The 16,204-nt window shown below is 57.9% G+C and carries 14 protein-coding genes and 1 other RNA gene; 13 read left to right on the top strand and 2 right to left on the bottom strand.

What is annotated here, in order from left to right:
* Positions 1-91: 91 nt before the first annotated feature.
* Genes aroQ through ACR2TX_RS23675 form a run of 5 tightly spaced genes read left to right on the top strand, consistent with a single transcriptional unit; the run spans position 92 to position 4,067 of the window.
* Complete coding sequence (aroQ, locus tag ACR2TX_RS23695; RefSeq protein WP_077728787.1) at positions 92-535, top strand: type II 3-dehydroquinate dehydratase; 444 nt, start codon at positions 92-94, stop codon at positions 533-535.
* 3 nt (positions 536-538) lie between these two features.
* Positions 539-988 (top strand): acetyl-CoA carboxylase biotin carboxyl carrier protein, encoded by a 450-nt coding sequence (gene accB / locus ACR2TX_RS23690; protein ID WP_077728788.1) that lies wholly within the window; start codon positions 539-541, stop codon positions 986-988.
* A gap of 50 nt (positions 989-1,038) precedes the next feature.
* The gene (gene accC, locus ACR2TX_RS23685) at positions 1,039-2,385 is read left to right on the top strand and encodes an acetyl-CoA carboxylase biotin carboxylase subunit (RefSeq protein WP_077728789.1); all 1,347 of its coding nucleotides are present in this window, start codon (positions 1,039-1,041) and stop codon (positions 2,383-2,385) included.
* Complete coding sequence (prmA, locus tag ACR2TX_RS23680; protein ID WP_156880358.1) at positions 2,385-3,263, top strand: 50S ribosomal protein L11 methyltransferase; 879 nt, start codon at positions 2,385-2,387, stop codon at positions 3,261-3,263. The genes accC and prmA overlap by 1 nt, the downstream gene beginning before the upstream one ends.
* Positions 3,264-3,266: 3 nt before the next feature.
* Positions 3,267-4,067 carry a zinc-ribbon and DUF3426 domain-containing protein gene (locus ACR2TX_RS23675; RefSeq protein ID WP_077728791.1) on the top strand — a complete coding sequence of 267 codons (801 nt, stop codon included), beginning with the start codon at positions 3,267-3,269 and terminating at the stop codon, positions 4,065-4,067.
* Positions 4,068-4,313: 246 nt separating this feature from the next.
* On the opposite strand, the gene ACR2TX_RS23670 is transcribed toward ACR2TX_RS23675, so the two are convergent.
* Complete coding sequence (locus ACR2TX_RS23670) at positions 4,314-4,997, bottom strand: VPLPA-CTERM sorting domain-containing protein (RefSeq protein WP_086134330.1); 684 nt, start codon at positions 4,995-4,997, stop codon at positions 4,314-4,316.
* Between the two features lie 575 nt (positions 4,998-5,572).
* On the opposite strand from ACR2TX_RS23670, the gene ACR2TX_RS23665 reads away from it, so the two are divergent.
* The 5 genes from ACR2TX_RS23665 (at position 5,573) to ACR2TX_RS23645 (ending at position 11,652) form a co-directional block, all read left to right on the top strand.
* The gene (locus ACR2TX_RS23665) at positions 5,573-6,994 is read left to right on the top strand and encodes a form I ribulose bisphosphate carboxylase large subunit (protein ID WP_077728793.1); all 1,422 of its coding nucleotides are present in this window, start codon (positions 5,573-5,575) and stop codon (positions 6,992-6,994) included.
* Between the two features lie 124 nt (positions 6,995-7,118).
* Entirely contained in the window at positions 7,119-7,478 is a 360-nt protein-coding gene (locus ACR2TX_RS23660) for a ribulose bisphosphate carboxylase small subunit (RefSeq protein ID WP_077728794.1), read from the top strand.
* An 81-nt stretch (positions 7,479-7,559) separates the two neighbouring features.
* Complete coding sequence (locus ACR2TX_RS23655) at positions 7,560-8,462, top strand: alpha/beta fold hydrolase (RefSeq protein ID WP_077728795.1); 903 nt, start codon at positions 7,560-7,562, stop codon at positions 8,460-8,462.
* Between the two features lie 13 nt (positions 8,463-8,475).
* Positions 8,476-9,276 (top strand): CbbQ/NirQ/NorQ/GpvN family protein, encoded by an 801-nt coding sequence (locus tag ACR2TX_RS23650; RefSeq protein WP_077728796.1) that lies wholly within the window; start codon positions 8,476-8,478, stop codon positions 9,274-9,276.
* A gap of 39 nt (positions 9,277-9,315) precedes the next feature.
* Positions 9,316-11,652 (top strand): nitric oxide reductase activation protein NorD, encoded by a 2,337-nt coding sequence (locus ACR2TX_RS23645; RefSeq protein WP_434113708.1) that lies wholly within the window; start codon positions 9,316-9,318, stop codon positions 11,650-11,652.
* Between the two features lie 73 nt (positions 11,653-11,725).
* Here the strand turns inward: ACR2TX_RS23645 and rnpB are convergent.
* Positions 11,726-12,095: RNase P RNA component class A (gene rnpB, locus ACR2TX_RS23640), an RNA gene on the bottom strand.
* A gap of 623 nt (positions 12,096-12,718) precedes the next feature.
* On the opposite strand from rnpB, the gene ACR2TX_RS23635 reads away from it, so the two are divergent.
* The 3 genes from ACR2TX_RS23635 to ACR2TX_RS23625 are packed head-to-tail and all read left to right on the top strand — an operon-like array spanning position 12,719 to position 16,201.
* Positions 12,719-14,077 (top strand): Na(+)-translocating NADH-quinone reductase subunit A, encoded by a 1,359-nt coding sequence (locus ACR2TX_RS23635; protein WP_434130808.1) that lies wholly within the window; start codon positions 12,719-12,721, stop codon positions 14,075-14,077.
* Positions 14,077-15,282, top strand: a complete 1,206-nt coding sequence (locus ACR2TX_RS23630; RefSeq protein WP_434130806.1) for an NADH:ubiquinone reductase (Na(+)-transporting) subunit B — start codon at positions 14,077-14,079, stop codon at positions 15,280-15,282. The genes ACR2TX_RS23635 and ACR2TX_RS23630 overlap by 1 nt, the downstream gene beginning before the upstream one ends.
* Positions 15,275-16,201 carry a Na(+)-translocating NADH-quinone reductase subunit C gene (locus ACR2TX_RS23625; protein ID WP_077728808.1) on the top strand — a complete coding sequence of 309 codons (927 nt, stop codon included), beginning with the start codon at positions 15,275-15,277 and terminating at the stop codon, positions 16,199-16,201. The genes ACR2TX_RS23630 and ACR2TX_RS23625 overlap by 8 nt, the downstream gene beginning before the upstream one ends.
* Positions 16,202-16,204 lie beyond the last annotated feature (3 nt).

The following is a 16,204-nucleotide window of genomic DNA, read 5'->3' as shown; positions in this document are numbered from 1 at the left end:
CTTCATTTGTGGACAGATTTTGCGCATTTCGGCAAAATAGCCGCGGTTTTTCGGCTTCTGCGGTAATCGGAAACGGGGCTGCTCTCGTAATATGGCAAACATCCTTGTGCTCAACGGCCCGAATCTCAATTTGCTTGGGTTTCGCGAGCCGGGGTTATACGGCAGTCAAACGCTTGGCGACATCGAGTCTGCACTGGACTCCAAGGCGCAAGCGCTGGGTTGCCATCTGGATTTTTTCCAGAGCAATGCCGAGCACGAGCTTATAGACCGTATCCACCAGGCGTTCAGGGAATCCATCGACTTCATACTCATCAATCCGGGAGCTTACACGCATACCAGTATCGCGCTTCGAGATGCGTTTCTTGCAACCCGCATTCCTTTCATTGAAGTCCATTTATCCAACGTTCACGCGCGGGAGCCTTTCCGCAAACACTCATATTTATCCGATATCGCCAAAGGCGTTATTTGCGGATTCGGCGCGCTCGGTTATGAGCTCGCCTTGACTGCCGCCATACACATCCTAAAAACAGGCTAAGACATGGATATTAGAAAAATAAAAAAGCTCATCGAAATGATCGAAGAGTCGGGCATTGCCGAAATCGAGATTCGCGAAGGGGAGGAATCGGTACGCATCAGTCGGTACAGCAGTACGGCGCCGCAACCGGTGCAGGTATTGCAGGCTGCTGCGCCGGCCGTTGCGCCACAGCCGACCGCAGCGCCTCAGTCGGCCGAGGCGACGGCGGATAAACTGACCGGGCACATCGTCCGATCGCCCATGGTGGGAACCTTTTACCGTTCGCCCTCGCCAGGAGCGAAGGCTTTCGTCGAGGTCGGCCAGCGCGTGGAAGTAGGCGATACGCTCTGCATCATCGAGGCGATGAAGATTCTAAATCAGATCGAGGCGGACAAAGCCGGTGTGATCGCAAAGGTGCTGGTAGAAAACGCCCAACCGGTGGAATACAACCAGCCCTTGTTCGTCATCGAGTAACGGCCTATCGCCGTTGCTTCTAATTCGGCCCATCCACCAGGTGTCAGTTCATGCTCGGTAAAGTTCTCATCGCCAACAGGGGCGAGATCGCCCTGCGCATTCTTCGTGCTTGCCGCGAACTCGGTATCAAAGCCGTGGCCGTGCATTCCGAGGCCGATCGCGACCTAAAGCACGTGCGGCTCGCCGACGAGTCCGTGTGCATCGGTCCTGCGCCGTCGAAGGAAAGCTATCTCAACATTCCGGCTATCATCAGCTCCGCCGAAGTCACCGATTCGGTGGCTATCCATCCCGGTTACGGGTTTTTGTCGGAGAACGCCGACTTCGCGGAAAAAGTGATCCAAAGCGGTTTCATTTTCATCGGCCCTCGTCCGGAGACCATCCGGCTCATGGGGGACAAGGTGTCTGCCATCGAGGCCATGAAAAAGGCCGGTATTCCGTGTTTGCCCGGCTCGGATGGCCCTTTGAGCGAAAATCACGACGAAAACCTGAAAGTCGCCCGCCGAATCGGTTTTCCGGTCATCATCAAGGCGGCGGGCGGCGGTGGAGGACGCGGCATGCGGGTCGTCCACAGCGAGGCGAATCTTCCGAGCGCCATCACGCTGACTCGAGGGGAGGCCGCGGCGGCATTCGGCAACGACATGGTCTATATGGAGAAGTTCCTGGAAAATCCGCGGCATATCGAGGTCCAAGTGATTGCCGACGGACACGGGAATGTGGTTCATCTGGGCGAGCGCGATTGCTCCACTCAGCGTCGGCATCAGAAAGTCGTCGAAGAGGCGCCGGCGCCCGGCATTACCGAGGAGCAGCGTCGCCAAATCGGTGAGCGTTGCGTCAGAGCCTGTCAGGAAATCGGCTATCTGGGCGCCGGAACCTTCGAGTTTCTTTACCAGGACGGCCAGTTTTATTTCATCGAGATGAATACCCGGGTACAGGTGGAACATCCGGTGACGGAAATGGTGACGGGCTTCGATATCGTCAAGGAGCAGCTTCGCATTGCCGCCGGCGAGGTATTGGCGATCAGGCAGGAGGATGTTCAGATGCGGGGCCATGCCATTGAGTGCCGGATCAACGCCGAGGATCCGCAAAGTTTTATCCCGAGCCCCGGCGTGATCGAGCAGTTCCATATGCCCGGAGGTCCTGGAATCCGGGTCGAAACGCATATCTATAACGGCTATCGGGTACCGCCTTATTACGACTCGATGATCGGCAAGCTCATCGCCCACGGCGAGACCCGGAGCGGGGCTATCGCGCGTGCCCGCATGGCGCTTCAGGAAATGGTCATCGGCGGTATCAAGTGCAATATTCCTTTGTTGCTCGATATCATCAACGATGCGGCTTTTAATGCCGGCGGGCAGAATATCCATTATTTGGAGCAGAAGCTCGGATTGAAACACTGATGTGGCGTCAGCTGGCGATTACGGTCGATGAGTCTTTGGCGGAGCCGGTTTCCGATCTTTTGTCGAATCTCGGCGCCGTTTCCGTCAGCTTCGAAGATGCCGGCGACCAGCCTCTGTTCGAACCCAGGCCGGGGGAGACGCCGGTTTGGCGGCAGACTAAAGTGATCGGGTTATTCGATGCCGACGCCAATACCAATCGCATACGGAACTCGGTCGCGAACCAATTCGGCGAGCGAGTACTTCAATATCAGCTCGAGGATTTGGAAGACCGTGTATGGGAGAGAGCGTGGCTGGATCATTTTCAGCCGATGCGCTTCGGCCAGAGGCTCTGGATTTGCCCGACCGGCTTCGAGCCGCCGGAACCCGTGGCCGTCAACGTAGTGCTCGACCCCGGCTTGGCTTTCGGAACCGGCACTCATCCCACGACAGCGCTTTGCCTCGAATGGCTGGACGGCCAGGATCTCGCAGGCAAGACCGTGATCGATTACGGCTGCGGATCGGGAGTTCTGGCTGTGGCTGCATTGAAGCTGGGTGCGGCGAAAGCCTATGGCGTGGATATCGATCCCCAGGCGCTCACCGCCTCGGACGAAAACGCGCGCAAGAATGGCGTGGAGGACAGGTTGGCCCTCGGGTATCCGCGCGAGCTTGCCGCTGTCCGCGCTGATGTGCTGGTCGCCAACATTTTGGCTACGCCTTTGATCGAACTGGCGGCGGAAATCAGCGAAAAAGTCCGGCCCGGCGGGAGTTTGGCATTGTCCGGTATTTTGGCGACGCAGGTCGAAAACGTCCGCGCGGCCTACGCGTCGCAGTTCGATTTCTCTCCCCCCGTGGTTCGCGAGGAATGGGCATTGCTTACCGGCGCCAAGCTTCGAGGTTGAATCGTGTTTACCCGCTGTCCCGAGTGTAAGACCGCATACCGCATCAGCGTCGGCCAATTACGGGCTGGACGCGGAGAAGCGCTTTGCGACCGCTGCCATATCGTTTTCAACGTCTTAGTATCCTTGGGGCAAGCCGTGAAGGATGCGGTTCCGGAGGACACGCCTCAAGCCAGACCTCCGGTTTTGGGAGATCGAGAAGCGGTCCTCCTCCGAAAATTCGAGCGGGAGCTGTCCGAGGAGTCGGGTGGCGAGCAATCGGGGACCGAGCACAAAAGCAAGGCGTTTGACGGGGAAGCTCGGGCAGGCCATGGCAAAGGAAAGTCCGGTCCGTCCTCGGTAACGCCGGGTGCTTTGTGGGGGCTGGGCGTGTTCGGGCTGCTGGGTCTCCTGATTGCTCAACTGGTCATTTTCGAAGGAGACAGAATAGTACAGAGCGCACGACTGCGTCCCTGGCTGGACATGGCCTGCAAGACGATCGACTGTTCTTTGCCGCCCTATAAAGACGTGCGCCGCATCCAGATTTTCGATCGCGCCTTGCGGCCGGACTCGACCCGCGATGACGCACTGGAATTCCAACTCGTCTTTGCGAATCAGTCCAACTTGCCGCAAATGCTCCCCAATCTGAAGCTGGTTCTCACCGAACTCAACGGAAGCCCGGTGGCGGAGCGGATATTCACGCCTGCGGAATATCTTCCCGAAGGGGAAAAAACCTCGCTGATGCCTGTCGGCAAACCGTTTGAAATTCGCTTGCTATTGGCCAAACCCACTAACGACGTGGGCGGCTTCACGTTCGAACTGCTCTGATCCGGGTCTTTCATGCTTTCCGATAGCGAAATAGCTATCGGACGTCAAATCAGCTGCAAGAATGCGCACAGGCAAACGGGTGAGTCGAGCCCGAGCCTTGCTGTTGATGGGCGAGGCCGCCTGCCTGGAAATGAAAAGAAATCGGCACTCCGCTAAATTTCGGGCAGGCGGCATTAAATGGGCTTATTTCAGCCGCTTGGCTAGCATCCTCTTGAAACACGGACCTCGGAATGCGAGCCCGAGTCTTTAGATTTTGCGGGAACGTCTTGAGATCAGGCCCAGCCCGGCGATGGCCGAGCCGAACAGCCAGACCGCGCCGGGAACCGGAACGGGTGCCGGCGCTACTCCCGGGCCGTCGCCGCCGCCGAAATAGCCGCTCGTGATCTCGCCGTTCTGGTTGCCGTTCATGGCCGGTTCGGGGCCTGAAAAGTCCGTCACGTGGGCGGCGTACCAAGCGTTTCCTTGGTCCGCAGTTCCGGTAGAGGGGGCGTGGTAGGAGTCGGGCGTATCGCCGTTGATGTCGGTGATGCTAAAGCTGAGCGGCTCCTGGCGGTTACTCCCGGTGCCCGACACGACTACGTCGAATCTGCCGAATCCGTTTAGTGTCCGGTTGAAATCGACGTTCCAGCCGGCGGGTAAACCGGTGATATTGTCCGATTCCAAGCTGGTTCCGTTTGCCAGATTGAACCCGAACGATTGGATGCCGAAATTGGATAATTCCTTGTCCGCAAATGGCTGGCCCGGATCATTCAGTGCATCGACGTCAAAGGTAACATCGTTCCCCGATGTGCCCACATTCACCGTCAAGTAATTCGTTCCGTCGGTAAAGGGGGCTTGGTCGATGTTCGTTTGGTCCAGGAAATAGGATGCTGCCTGGGATTGGCCCGTCACGGCCAATGCCGCTCCCAAATAAAGCGGTGCGAGTCTCATGATTCTCTCCTTGAAAATCCAGTTTGGCCAATTCGGTGGGCGGATACAAACCGGGTCTATCCGGACTATCCCTGATCCCGGTTACGAGCGTGAGCCCGTAACGGTGTTGACGCACTTGAATCGCCAGAGTTCCCGATTGTGAGCAAGGTTTTACGTTCCGTCTCACGTTTGCGACGGATGCCTTCGAAGCATTTGAGAGAGCGGGAAGCCGGTTTCGACGGTTGAAGTTGTATTCCGAGGGAGGAGGCGACGGAACGAAGGCGAAGCGATTGGGCGGTGTGCGCCGTTTGAGACAACAGCCGATTCGCGTCCGAATCGGGCAAATCTTCCTTGGAGCGCCGAAAGTTCTTGGCTTATTCTATCCGGCGACCGTGGGGCATTCCTTTGTGTCAGGGCTCCAAACGTTGGTCATTTAGTATAAGTAAGTCTTATTACAGTAATCATAACAACTGAATTTTTTTTATGAACGGAACGGCTTATAGTTCCTCGCTGTGAAAGGACAATACGATTTGCGGTCCAAGTAGGACCAGAAAAACATTCCTGAGAACAATCCACAGATGTGGTAGGAGGAAAGTATGGCTGTAAAGACCTATAGCGCGGGCGTAAAAGAATACCGCGAGACCTACTGGATGCCGGATTACACCCCGGCGGATACCGATATCTTGGCCGTATTCAAAATTACGCCTCAGCCTGGCGTGCCTCGCGAGGAAGCGGCAGCGGCAGTCGCCGCAGAATCGTCCACCGGCACCTGGACTACGGTTTGGACCGACCTTCTGACCGATCTCGACTATTACAAAGGCCGCGCCTACCGCATCGAAGACGTTCCGGGCAGCGACGAGCAGTTCTATGCCTTCATCGCTTATCCGATCGATCTGTTCGAGGAAGGGTCGGTGGTAAACGTTTTCACTTCTCTGGTCGGCAACGTGTTCGGCTTCAAGGCCGTCCGCGGATTGCGCCTGGAAGACGTGCGCTTCCCAATCGCTTATGTGATGACCTGCGGCGGTCCGCCCCACGGCATTCAGGTCGAGCGCGACATCATGAACAAGTACGGCCGCCCGCTCTTGGGCTGCACCATCAAGCCGAAACTGGGGCTGTCCGCGAAGAACTACGGACGCGCGGTTTACGAGTGCCTGCGCGGCGGCCTGGACTTCACCAAGGATGACGAGAACGTAAACAGCCAGCCGTTCATGCGCTGGAAGCAACGCTTCGATTTCGTCATGGAAGCCATCCATAAGGCGGAGCGCGAAACGGGGGAACGCAAGGGCCATTACCTGAACGTGACCGCGCCGACCCCGGAAGAAATGTACAAGCGTGCGGAATACGCCAAGGAAATCGGTGCGCCCATCATCATGCACGACTACATTACCGGAGGGTTCTGCGCCAATACGGGTCTTGCCAACTGGTGCCGCGACAACGGCGTTCTCCTGCATATCCACCGTGCCATGCACGCCGTGATCGACCGCAACCCGAATCATGGCATCCATTTCCGTGTGTTGACCAAGATTCTGAGACTATCGGGCGGCGATCACCTGCACACCGGCACCGTCGTCGGCAAGCTGGAAGGCGATCGGGCGTCCACCTTGGGCTGGATCGATCTGCTTCGCGAGCGCTACATCAAGGAGGATCGCTCTAGAGGCATCTTCTTCGATCAGGATTGGGGCGCCATGCCGGGAGCGTTCGCCGTCGCTTCGGGCGGTATCCATGTCTGGCACATGCCGGCGCTGTTGTCGATTTTCGGCGATGACGCCGTGTTCCAGTTCGGCGGCGGTACTCTCGGCCATCCGTGGGGCAACGCGGCGGGCGCCGCAGCCAACCGCGTTGCTCTGGAAGCTTGCGTCGAAGCCCGCAACCAGGGCCGTCAGCTCGAGAAAGAAGGCAAGGAGATTCTGACATCCGCGGCCAAGGACAGCCCCGAGCTCAAGGCTGCATTGGAAACCTGGAAGGAAATCAAGTTCGAGTTCGATACGGTTGACAAACTCGACGTGGCGCACAAGTAATCGCCCGGACAGTCCGACTGATTTGAAGCGATACCGTTGAAGAACCGAACGTCGCTAGAAAGCAGTCCCCTCTGAAACGGGAGGGGATTGCTCAAGCGATCAATGAACGAGGATTGGAACAATCATGAGTGAAATGCAAGATTACAAATCCAGCCTGACCGATGTTTCGAGCCGAAAATTCGAAACTTTCTCCTATTTGCCGCCGATGGACGCCGCCAATATCCGAAAACAGGTGGAATACATCGTCAGCAAGGGCTGGAATCCGGCCATCGAGCATACCGAACCGGAGAACGCCTTCGACCACTACTGGTATATGTGGAAGTTGCCGATGTTCGGCGAAACCGATGTGGACCGTATTCTGGCGGAAGCGGAGGCCTGTCATAAGGCGCATCCGAACAACCATGTGCGGTTGGTCGGCTACGACAACTTCAAGCAGTCGCAAGGCGCTGCCATGGTGATTTACCGGGGGCCGATCAAAGCCTAGGCGCAGCCAGGCTTAGGTTCGAAAGCCCCGTTCTGTGAATGCAGGCCGGGGCTTTTTTTCGAGATGGCGATTCAAAAAGGTATGGACTTAAGCAAGCGACTTGATCGGAGCGTTACGCTCAAAGACGGGCGCAGGCTCGGCTTCGCCGAGGTCGGTGATCCCGGCGGAATGCCGGTCGTCTACTGCCACGGGTTCCCCGCCTCCCGGCTGGAGAGCGTCCTCATTGCGCAGGCGGCCGAACGTCAGCGGGCACGCATTATCGCCCCCGATCGTCCCGGCTACGGACTGTCGGATTTGAAGCCGGCGCGCACTATCGGGAGTTGGGCTGACGACGTCGCTCAATTGGCTGATTATCTCGGCATCGAACGGTTCTCAGTGCTGGGCACGTCCGGCGGGGGACCTTACGGGCTGGCCCTCGCCGCGCAGCTGCCGGACCGGGTACAGGCGGTCGGGATCATCTGCGGTCTCGGGCTATTGGAAGATCCGGAAGCGACGCAGGCTATGCATTGGCCGGCACGGTTCGGATTCGGCGCGGCCCGTAGCGCACCCCGGATGCTGCGTTTGATTTACGGAGAGTTCCTCGGACGCCTGATTTTCCGAAGCCCCGAAGTGGCGCTGTCTCTACTGGCTTTAGGCAGTCCGGCTTCCGACCGGTCGACCTTGACGCGCCCGGAGATTAAAGCGGCCCTCTGCGCCTCGGTGCGGGAGGCCTTGCGTTCGGGCGGGGAGGGAGCAGTACAGGACATGATTTTGTATGCTCACGACTGGGGGATTGACCTCGCGCAGATCCGAATGCCGACTACGTTCTGGCACGGCGAAGCGGATGTTACCGTGCCGTTATCCCACACGCTGGCGCTCGCCGAACGACTTCCCCACGCTCAGGTTTTTACATTTCCGGGCGAGGGCCATTTTTCTCTGCCGATAAACCGTGCGGACGAAATTATCAAAACGTTAATCGAGTCGATAAAACGTGGAAATCCGTGAAGAGGATTGAGCGATGACCATCTCCGAACAGTATTTTATCGAAGAACAACCCTATTACCGGCCGGTCTCTAACGAGATCGAGTTATTCGAGGCCGCCTATGCCGCGCGGATGCCGGTCATGCTGAAAGGCCCGACCGGTTGCGGCAAGACCCGTTTCATCGAGTTCATGGCTTGGAAGCTGAAGCGGCCGTTGATTACCGTCGCCTGCAACGAGGACATGACGGCCTCCGACCTGATTGGACGTTTCCTGCTCGACGCCACCGGCACGCGCTGGCAGGACGGGCCATTGACCACGGCGGCCAGGATCGGTGCGATTTGTTACCTGGACGAGGTGGTCGAAGCGCGCCAGGACACGACGGTGGTCATACACCCTTTGACCGATCATCGCCGGACCATGCCGCTCGACAAGAAAGGCGAGTTGGTGCATGCGCATCCCGATTTCCAGTTGGTCATTTCCTACAATCCCGGCTATCAAAACCTTTTGAAGGACTTGAAGCAATCCACCAAGCAACGCTTCGGCGCCCTGGATTTCAATTACCCGAAGACCGAAGTGGAAACCGAAGTGATTTCCCACGAAACCGGCGTCGACCCGAAAACCGCAGAGAAGCTGGTGCAGATTGCTCATCGAGCCCGCAATCTCAAGGGCCATGGTTTGGACGAGGGAATTTCGACGCGTCTTCTAGTGTATGCGGGGCAGCTGATCGCGAAGGGCGTCGAACCGAGGGCGGCATGTCAGATGACCTTGGTTCGCCCCCTGACCGATGATCCGGACATGCGGGATACTCTGGACGCAGCGGTTGCTACGTTTTTCTAAAAAAGGACTAAGCCGCTGCGGGGCAAGACGAGGCGAGCCATGAGCATCAACCTGGAAGACTACCGCGAATACCTGGAGCGGGTCGAGCCGCATATCAAGGACACCCTAGAGGCCAGCTTCCACGAAGCGGGGCGGGTGATGTCGCCGGGCGGCTTGCGCAATTATATCGAGGGTGCCCGCGTGCTTTCGGAACTGGGACGCGGGTCCGAACTGGTGGTGTCCTATATCCAGGAAATGCCCCTGGTCGCCAAGGAAGTGGGCGACGAAATCATTCCCGACGTGGTGACCTCGGTGATGAAGCTGGCCTCCATGGTCAGCGGGGGCGTGATCGCCGCGCTGTTCGACAGCCTGCCCACGGCGGCCAGCCGGCTGGGCGATGCCGACTTGCTGCGCCAGTATCTGGCCCTGGTCCATCAGCTTTCGGCGAAAGCACCACGCGGATTGCGCCCGATGCTTCAGCACCTCGACCAGCTATTCGATAAGTTGACGCTGGGCGGGCTGCGCCGCTGGGCGCTCTGGGGCGCACAGGCGCACGGGCGCGATTTCGAAAACCTGGCCAAATATTTCGGTCTCGAAACGGCGGACAGCCTCGCGGTGCTCCAGAAGGAACGCCGCGGCACGCTGTTCGTCGATACCCAGCGCAAGCTGAACTTCTATCTGCGCGCGTTGTGGGGCCGCGATTTCCATTTGCGCCCGACGGCCGGCGATTATGAAACGCGCGAAGGACTCAAGCCTTTCATCGAGTTTCCGGTCATCTACCTGCCCGATGCTTTCGACGATTACGGCGGCATTTCCGGCAAGGAGCTGTACCGTGCTGCCTGCGCCCACGCCGCCGCGCATCTCGCCTACACCAAGAAGCCGATCTCGGCGGAAGCGTTGAATCCGGTGCAGATGTTCATGATCGGTCTGATCGAGGATGCCCGTGTCGAGCATCTGGCCATCCGGCAGTTTCCAGGGCTCCGGCAGCTCTGGCTTCCGTTGCATGAGGCGGATGCCGAAGGTCGGGAAAGCCGCGATCCCGCTCTGTCTTTCTTGGAGCGCTTGGCCCATGCGCTGCTCGATGCGGAACTCGAAACCGAGGATAGCCTGATTCGGGAGACGGTAGCGGCCTTCCGGGAAGTCTTTGCGGCTCGTCCTGATGACAACCAAATCAGCTGGGATCTGGGTGTAACGCTATATAACAAGGTCAAGGACCGACTGGTGCTCCCGCCGTTGCGCATCCTGGAGGGCATAGCTATCCCGTACCGCGACGACAACCGGTTCATCTGGGCGTTCGCCGAGCAGCTCTGGGAACAGGCGGAATACGCACCGGCCAGCGAGCGCCAGGTCCGCAGGAAGGTTTCGGTCATGGAGATGGTCAACGAGGTGGACTGCGAACTGGCGGGGGACGATGCCCAGGAGGTCTGGACCCTGGAGACGCCGTTCCATTTGGATCAGGAAGGCTGCACCATCAATGAACTGGAAGGCAAGGAGCCGGTCAGCGATCCTTATCATTACCCCGAGTGGGACTACCAGGTACAGTTGCACCGCCCCAATTGGGCGACCGTTTTGGAAAAACGGCAGCCCAGGGGGGAGCAGGAACTGATCGAGCAGATCCTGGTGGAGTACAAGCCCGTCGCCAGCCGCCTCAAGCACATCATCGATGCCTTGCAGCCACGGGGTTTGGTCCGCCAGCGGCGGCAGGAGGACGGCGACGAGATCGATCTCAACGCCGCCATTCGCGCCATGATCGACATCCGCATGGGTGAGATGCCGGACCCGCGCATCAATATCCGCTATATCCGCAAGACGCGGGATCTGGCGGTACTGGTACTGCTCGATCTATCGGAGTCGACTAACGAGATCCTGCCGGGATCGGATCGCGCCGTGATTCAGCTTGCACGTGAGGCGACGACCCTGCTGGCCTGGGCTATCGACGGTATTGGCGATCCCTTCGCCATCCACGGGTTTGCTTCGGACGGGCGGCACGACGTGCAGTATTACCGTTTCAAGGATTTCGATCAGCCCTTCGACGATCAGGCAAAGGCGAGATTGGCGGGCATGCAGGGAGGGCTTTCGACCCGGATGGGGGCGGCGCTGCGCCACGCCGGAAAGTTTCTGCTGCGTCAGCCGCAGCAGAAAAAACTGCTGCTTTTGGTTTCCGATGGGGAACCCGCGGACATCGACGAGCGCGATCCGCAGTACCTTCGGTTCGATACCAAAAAGGCGGTGGAAGAACTGGCTACCGTCGGAGTCATGAGCTACTGTCTTACGCTCGATCCCGAGGCAGACGAGTACGTGTCCAGAATCTTCGGTCCCAACCGCTACACCGTCGTGGATCACGTGCAACGATTGCCGGAGCGCCTGCCTTCGCTGTTCGTTAGCTTGACTGGATAGATTGAGAGGAGCACCTATCCCGAATCTCGGAATAGGCGCTCGGGAATATGGCGTGAAACGACGCCGATGATTCATGGGGAGTCGGCCGATAAGCCGGGTTCAGTCGTGGACAGTCATTCATCTAGGGCGCGCGTCACCGCGCGCCTCGAGCGACCTACCCGGGAGCCGTGCGGGCCGCACGTCAGGAGTTGCCTCCAATGCCCCCCTATTTGGTCTTGCTCCGGGCGGGGTTTGCCCTGCCACTTCCGTTACCGGAAGCGCGGTGCGCTCTTACCGCACCATTTCACCCTTACCGCGGTCCCGGAGGACCGTGGCGGTATATTTTCTGTGGCACTTTCCGTAGGCTTGCGCCTCCCAGGCATTACCTGGCGCCTTGCCCTGTGGAGCCCGGACTTTCCTCTCCCCGCGTCGACGACGTGGGCAGCGACTGTCTGGCCAACTCCCGATGGTATTGTATTAAGAGATCGGTCGAGTGGCTAGTAACCGAGCGGTTACGCCACTGTTTCGAAGCTTTTGTCGAAACGACAGAAAAGCGGGCGTTTGTTGATTTAAGTCAAAATCGTACCGTCCGGTTGAGGCTAGTATTTTGACCACGCGAGAACGCTAAGTTGATTTACCTCCATCTCCTCTTTGGAACTTGTTATAGCATTCTCCGGGTTAGCGACATTGCGTTTAAGACCTCTTAATCCTCTGGGATGTTGTCAGGGCCGAAGCTTTGCTAAGGCCCTTTTTTTTGTGCTGAATTTTGAAACAGTCCTGTAACCAAAATTAGAGTCTCGGCCCCCGTTTTTCCTTCTGATTCAAGAACTCCGCGCGTTGAGCCCCTCGGGTATTTGTGTTCTAATACCAGACGGTTTACCTAAGTCTTAGGGAAACGCCGAGCATACCTCTCGCTACGCGCAGCTTCGATTTGAGGCGCGACGTTTTGAATAAACTCGTGGCACTCTCTCGGCGCGCCTTAAGCCGAATACATCTTAGCACTCCCTCTACCGTCTTCTTCGAACCTGTTGCAGGAATGCGAGAGGGGTGGTTTGGCCGTCAATTTGTGCGATCCACAGGCGTATATATGCTAATCAGAACAAAGAAAGGCTTGAATCTGCCGATCACTGGGGAGCCCGAGCAAACGATACACGACGACGGTAACGTTGTTAAATCCGTAGCGTTACTGGGCTTGGATTATGTCGGATTGAAGCCCTCCATGAATGTTTCGGAGGGAGACCGGGTCAGGCTCGGTGAGGCGCTGTTTTCGGATAAACAGTATCCCAAGGTTTTGTTCACCTCGCCCGGGAGCGGCGTGGTCAAGGCGATCAATCGCGGCGCCAAACGCGTGCTTCAATCCGTCGTCATCGAATTGGACGGCGATGACAGCGTTCAGTTTCAATCATACGGCCAATCCAAACTCGCCGATCTGACTGTCGAGCAAGTAAAAGAGAATCTGCTGGCTTCCGGCTTGTGGACCTCTCTTCGAACCCGCCCCTACAGCAAGGTTCCCGATCCCGATACGGCGCCCCATTCCATTTTTGTGACGGCGATCGACACCAATCCATTGGCCGCTCGGCCGGATGTTGTCATTCAGGAACGGGTTCAAGACTTCAAAAACGGACTGACTGTCGTTTCCAAGCTGACCGAGGGGAAGGTTTATCTCTGCACGGCGCCGAATCATTCCCTGCCTTCCGGAGACAGTAACAAGATCGAGATCGCTGAGTTCGACGGGCCGCACCCCGCCGGTCTCGTGGGTACCCATATCCATTATCTCGATCCCGTCAGCGCTACCAAGATAGTCTGGCATCTCGACTATCAAGCCGTCATGGCGATCGGTAGCCTGTTCACCACCGGCCGATTGAACGTGGAGCGAGTCGTTTCTCTCGCCGGGCCGATGGTCGAGCGCCCCCGTTTGATCCGCACTCGGCTGGGCGCCAATCTGAGCGATTTGGTTCGAAATGAAACCGTTGCGGATAAGGAAGCACGCGTGATTTCGGGGTCCATACTGTGCGGCCAGAAGGCGGAAGGATGGTCGGACTATCTCGGGCGCTATCACAATCAGGTCAGCGTCATCGAGGAAGGGCGGCAAAGAGAGTTCATGGGGTGGGTAGTACCGGATCGCGACAAGTACTCTTTCCTGAACGTGCTTTTATCCAGTCTTCCCAAAGAACAGGGGCGCAAGTTCGCTTTCACCAGCGCCAAATATGGCAGCGCGAGAGCTATCGTGCCGGTCGGCGTCTACGAAGAGGTCATGCCCATGGACATTCTGCCGACGCAATTGCTGCGCTCGCTGATCGTGGGCGACACCGATACGGCGCAGGCCTTGGGTTGTCTCGAACTGGACGAAGAAGACCTGGCGCTTTGCACCTTCGTCGATCCGGGCAAGCACGATTTCGGCCCGGTGCTTCGCAAGAATCTTACCCAAATTGAGAAGGAAGGCTAATGTCTCGTACTAGGCAATTCTTAGACAAGATACATCCGTACTTCGCGCATGGCGGTCGGCTGGAGAAGCTCTATCCGATCTATGAGATGGTCGACACCTTTCTCTATAGCCCTCCCGATGTGACGGCTGGCGGGGTTCACGTCCGCGACGCAGTCGATTTGAAGCGGGTCATGACCTACGTCTGGATCGCGGCTCTGCCGTGTTTGCTGATGGCGCTGTTCAACACCGGCTACCAGGCCAACTCGGCCATGGAGAGCATGGGTATCGCCTCGGCACCCGGCTGGCGCGGTGCCATCATGGACGTTTTCGGCTACAACCCGGTCAATCCGATTTCCGTCGTGATGCACGGCGCCTTGTATTTTTTCCCGATCTATATCGTCACGCTCGTGGCGGGCGGTATATGGGAAGTCTTGTTCGCCGTCGTCCGGAAGCATGATGTAAACGAAGGTTTCTTCGTATCGTCCATCCTGTTCGCGTTGACGCTGCCGCCCAATACGCCTTTGTGGCAGGTGGCCATCGGCATTTCGTTCGGCGTCGTGATCGGCAAGGAAATTTTCGGCGGCACCGGCAAGAACTTCCTGAATCCGGCGCTCACCGGCCGCGCATTTCTGTATTTCGCCTATCCGGCTTCCATGTCGGGCGACGCGGTATGGACCGCGGTAGACGGATTCAGCGGCGCGACCGCTCTGGGCTTCGGAGCCTTGGGAGGCGTCGACGCGATCACGGCGGGCGGCATCTCTTGGTGGCAGACCTTCTTCGGTTTCGAGCAAGGCTCGCTGGGCGAGACCTCGACCCTGGCCTGTCTGATCGGCGCCGCATTCCTGATCTACACGCGCATCGCCTCGTGGCGGATCATGGCCGGCGTCCTGGCCGGCATGGTCGCAACGTCCACCTTGTTCAACATCGTCGGCAGCGATTCCAATGCCATGTTCGCGATGCCCTGGTACTGGCATTTGACTCTGGGCGGCTTCGCTTTCGGCACGGTGTATATGGCCACCGATCCGGTCAGCGCGGCGCATACCAATGCCGGGCGTTGGGTTTTCGGCGCCTTGATCGGTTTCATGACCGTGCTGATCCGCGTCGTCAATCCGGCTTTCCCGGAGGGCATCATGCTGGCCATCCTGTTCGCCAACATTTTCGCGCCGCTGATCGACTACGCCGTAATTAAAGCGAATATCACGAGAAGGGTTAGACGTCATGCCTGATTCAGCAAATCCCAACACAGCGGGAACGCAGGTGTCCGATAAGATCGCCGGCTTCATCGAAAAAGCGAACGAGTACGCGCAGAAGATTCTGGTGCTGCCGAACGACAGTTTCCAGAAAACGCTCGCCGTCGCTTTCGCATTGTGCCTGGTCGGAGCGGTATTGGTATCGGGTTCGGCCGTTGCGCTCAAGCCGCTGCAGGAGAGCAATAAGTCCAAGGACGAAAAAGTCAACATTCTCGAGGTGGCGGGCCTGTTGGATGAAGGAACCAAGGTCGACGAGGCCTTCAAGAATATCGAGCCGAAAGTCGTCGACTTGGCAACGGGCGATTACGTCGATTCGATCGATCCGAAAACCTTCGATCAGCGCAAGGCAGCCAAGGATCCGGCGATGAGCGAGGCCATACCGCCGGAAAAGGATATCGCCAATATCAAGCGCAAGCCCAAATACGCCAAGGTCTACTTGGTCAAGGAGGGCGGCCAATTGAAGTCGGTGATCCTGCCGGTCAGCGGTTACGGGTTGTGGTCCACCATGTACGGTTTTATGGCGCTGCAAGCCGATGCGCAGACGGTTATCGGCCTCAATCTTTACGATCAGGCGGAAACTCCCGGCCTGGGCGGCGAGGTGGTGAATCCGAAATGGAAGGCGCTTTGGAAAGGAAAGAAAGTGTACAACTTCACCGGCAAGGAATTGCACGAGAGCAACTTGACCGAGAAGGGACAGCAGATCGAGATCGGCGAAGTCGCATTGGGCCTCGTAAAGGGCTCCGTCGATCCGTCCAAGCCGGGCTCGGAATACCAAGTGGATGCGCTCGCGGGCGCTACGCTCACGAGCCGCGGCGTCAGCAACCTGGTGAGCTACTGGATGAGCAGGGAAGGCTTCGGACTTTATCTGGCAAAGCTTAGATCTCAGAGGGGTTAAGCC

This window comes from Methylocaldum sp. GT1BB, assembly GCF_051027545.1.
Taxonomy (GTDB): Bacteria; Pseudomonadota; Gammaproteobacteria; order Methylococcales; family Methylococcaceae; genus Methylocaldum.
The sequence above is the reverse complement of the archived record's forward strand: the minus strand, read 5'-3'. Positions and strand labels throughout refer to the sequence as shown.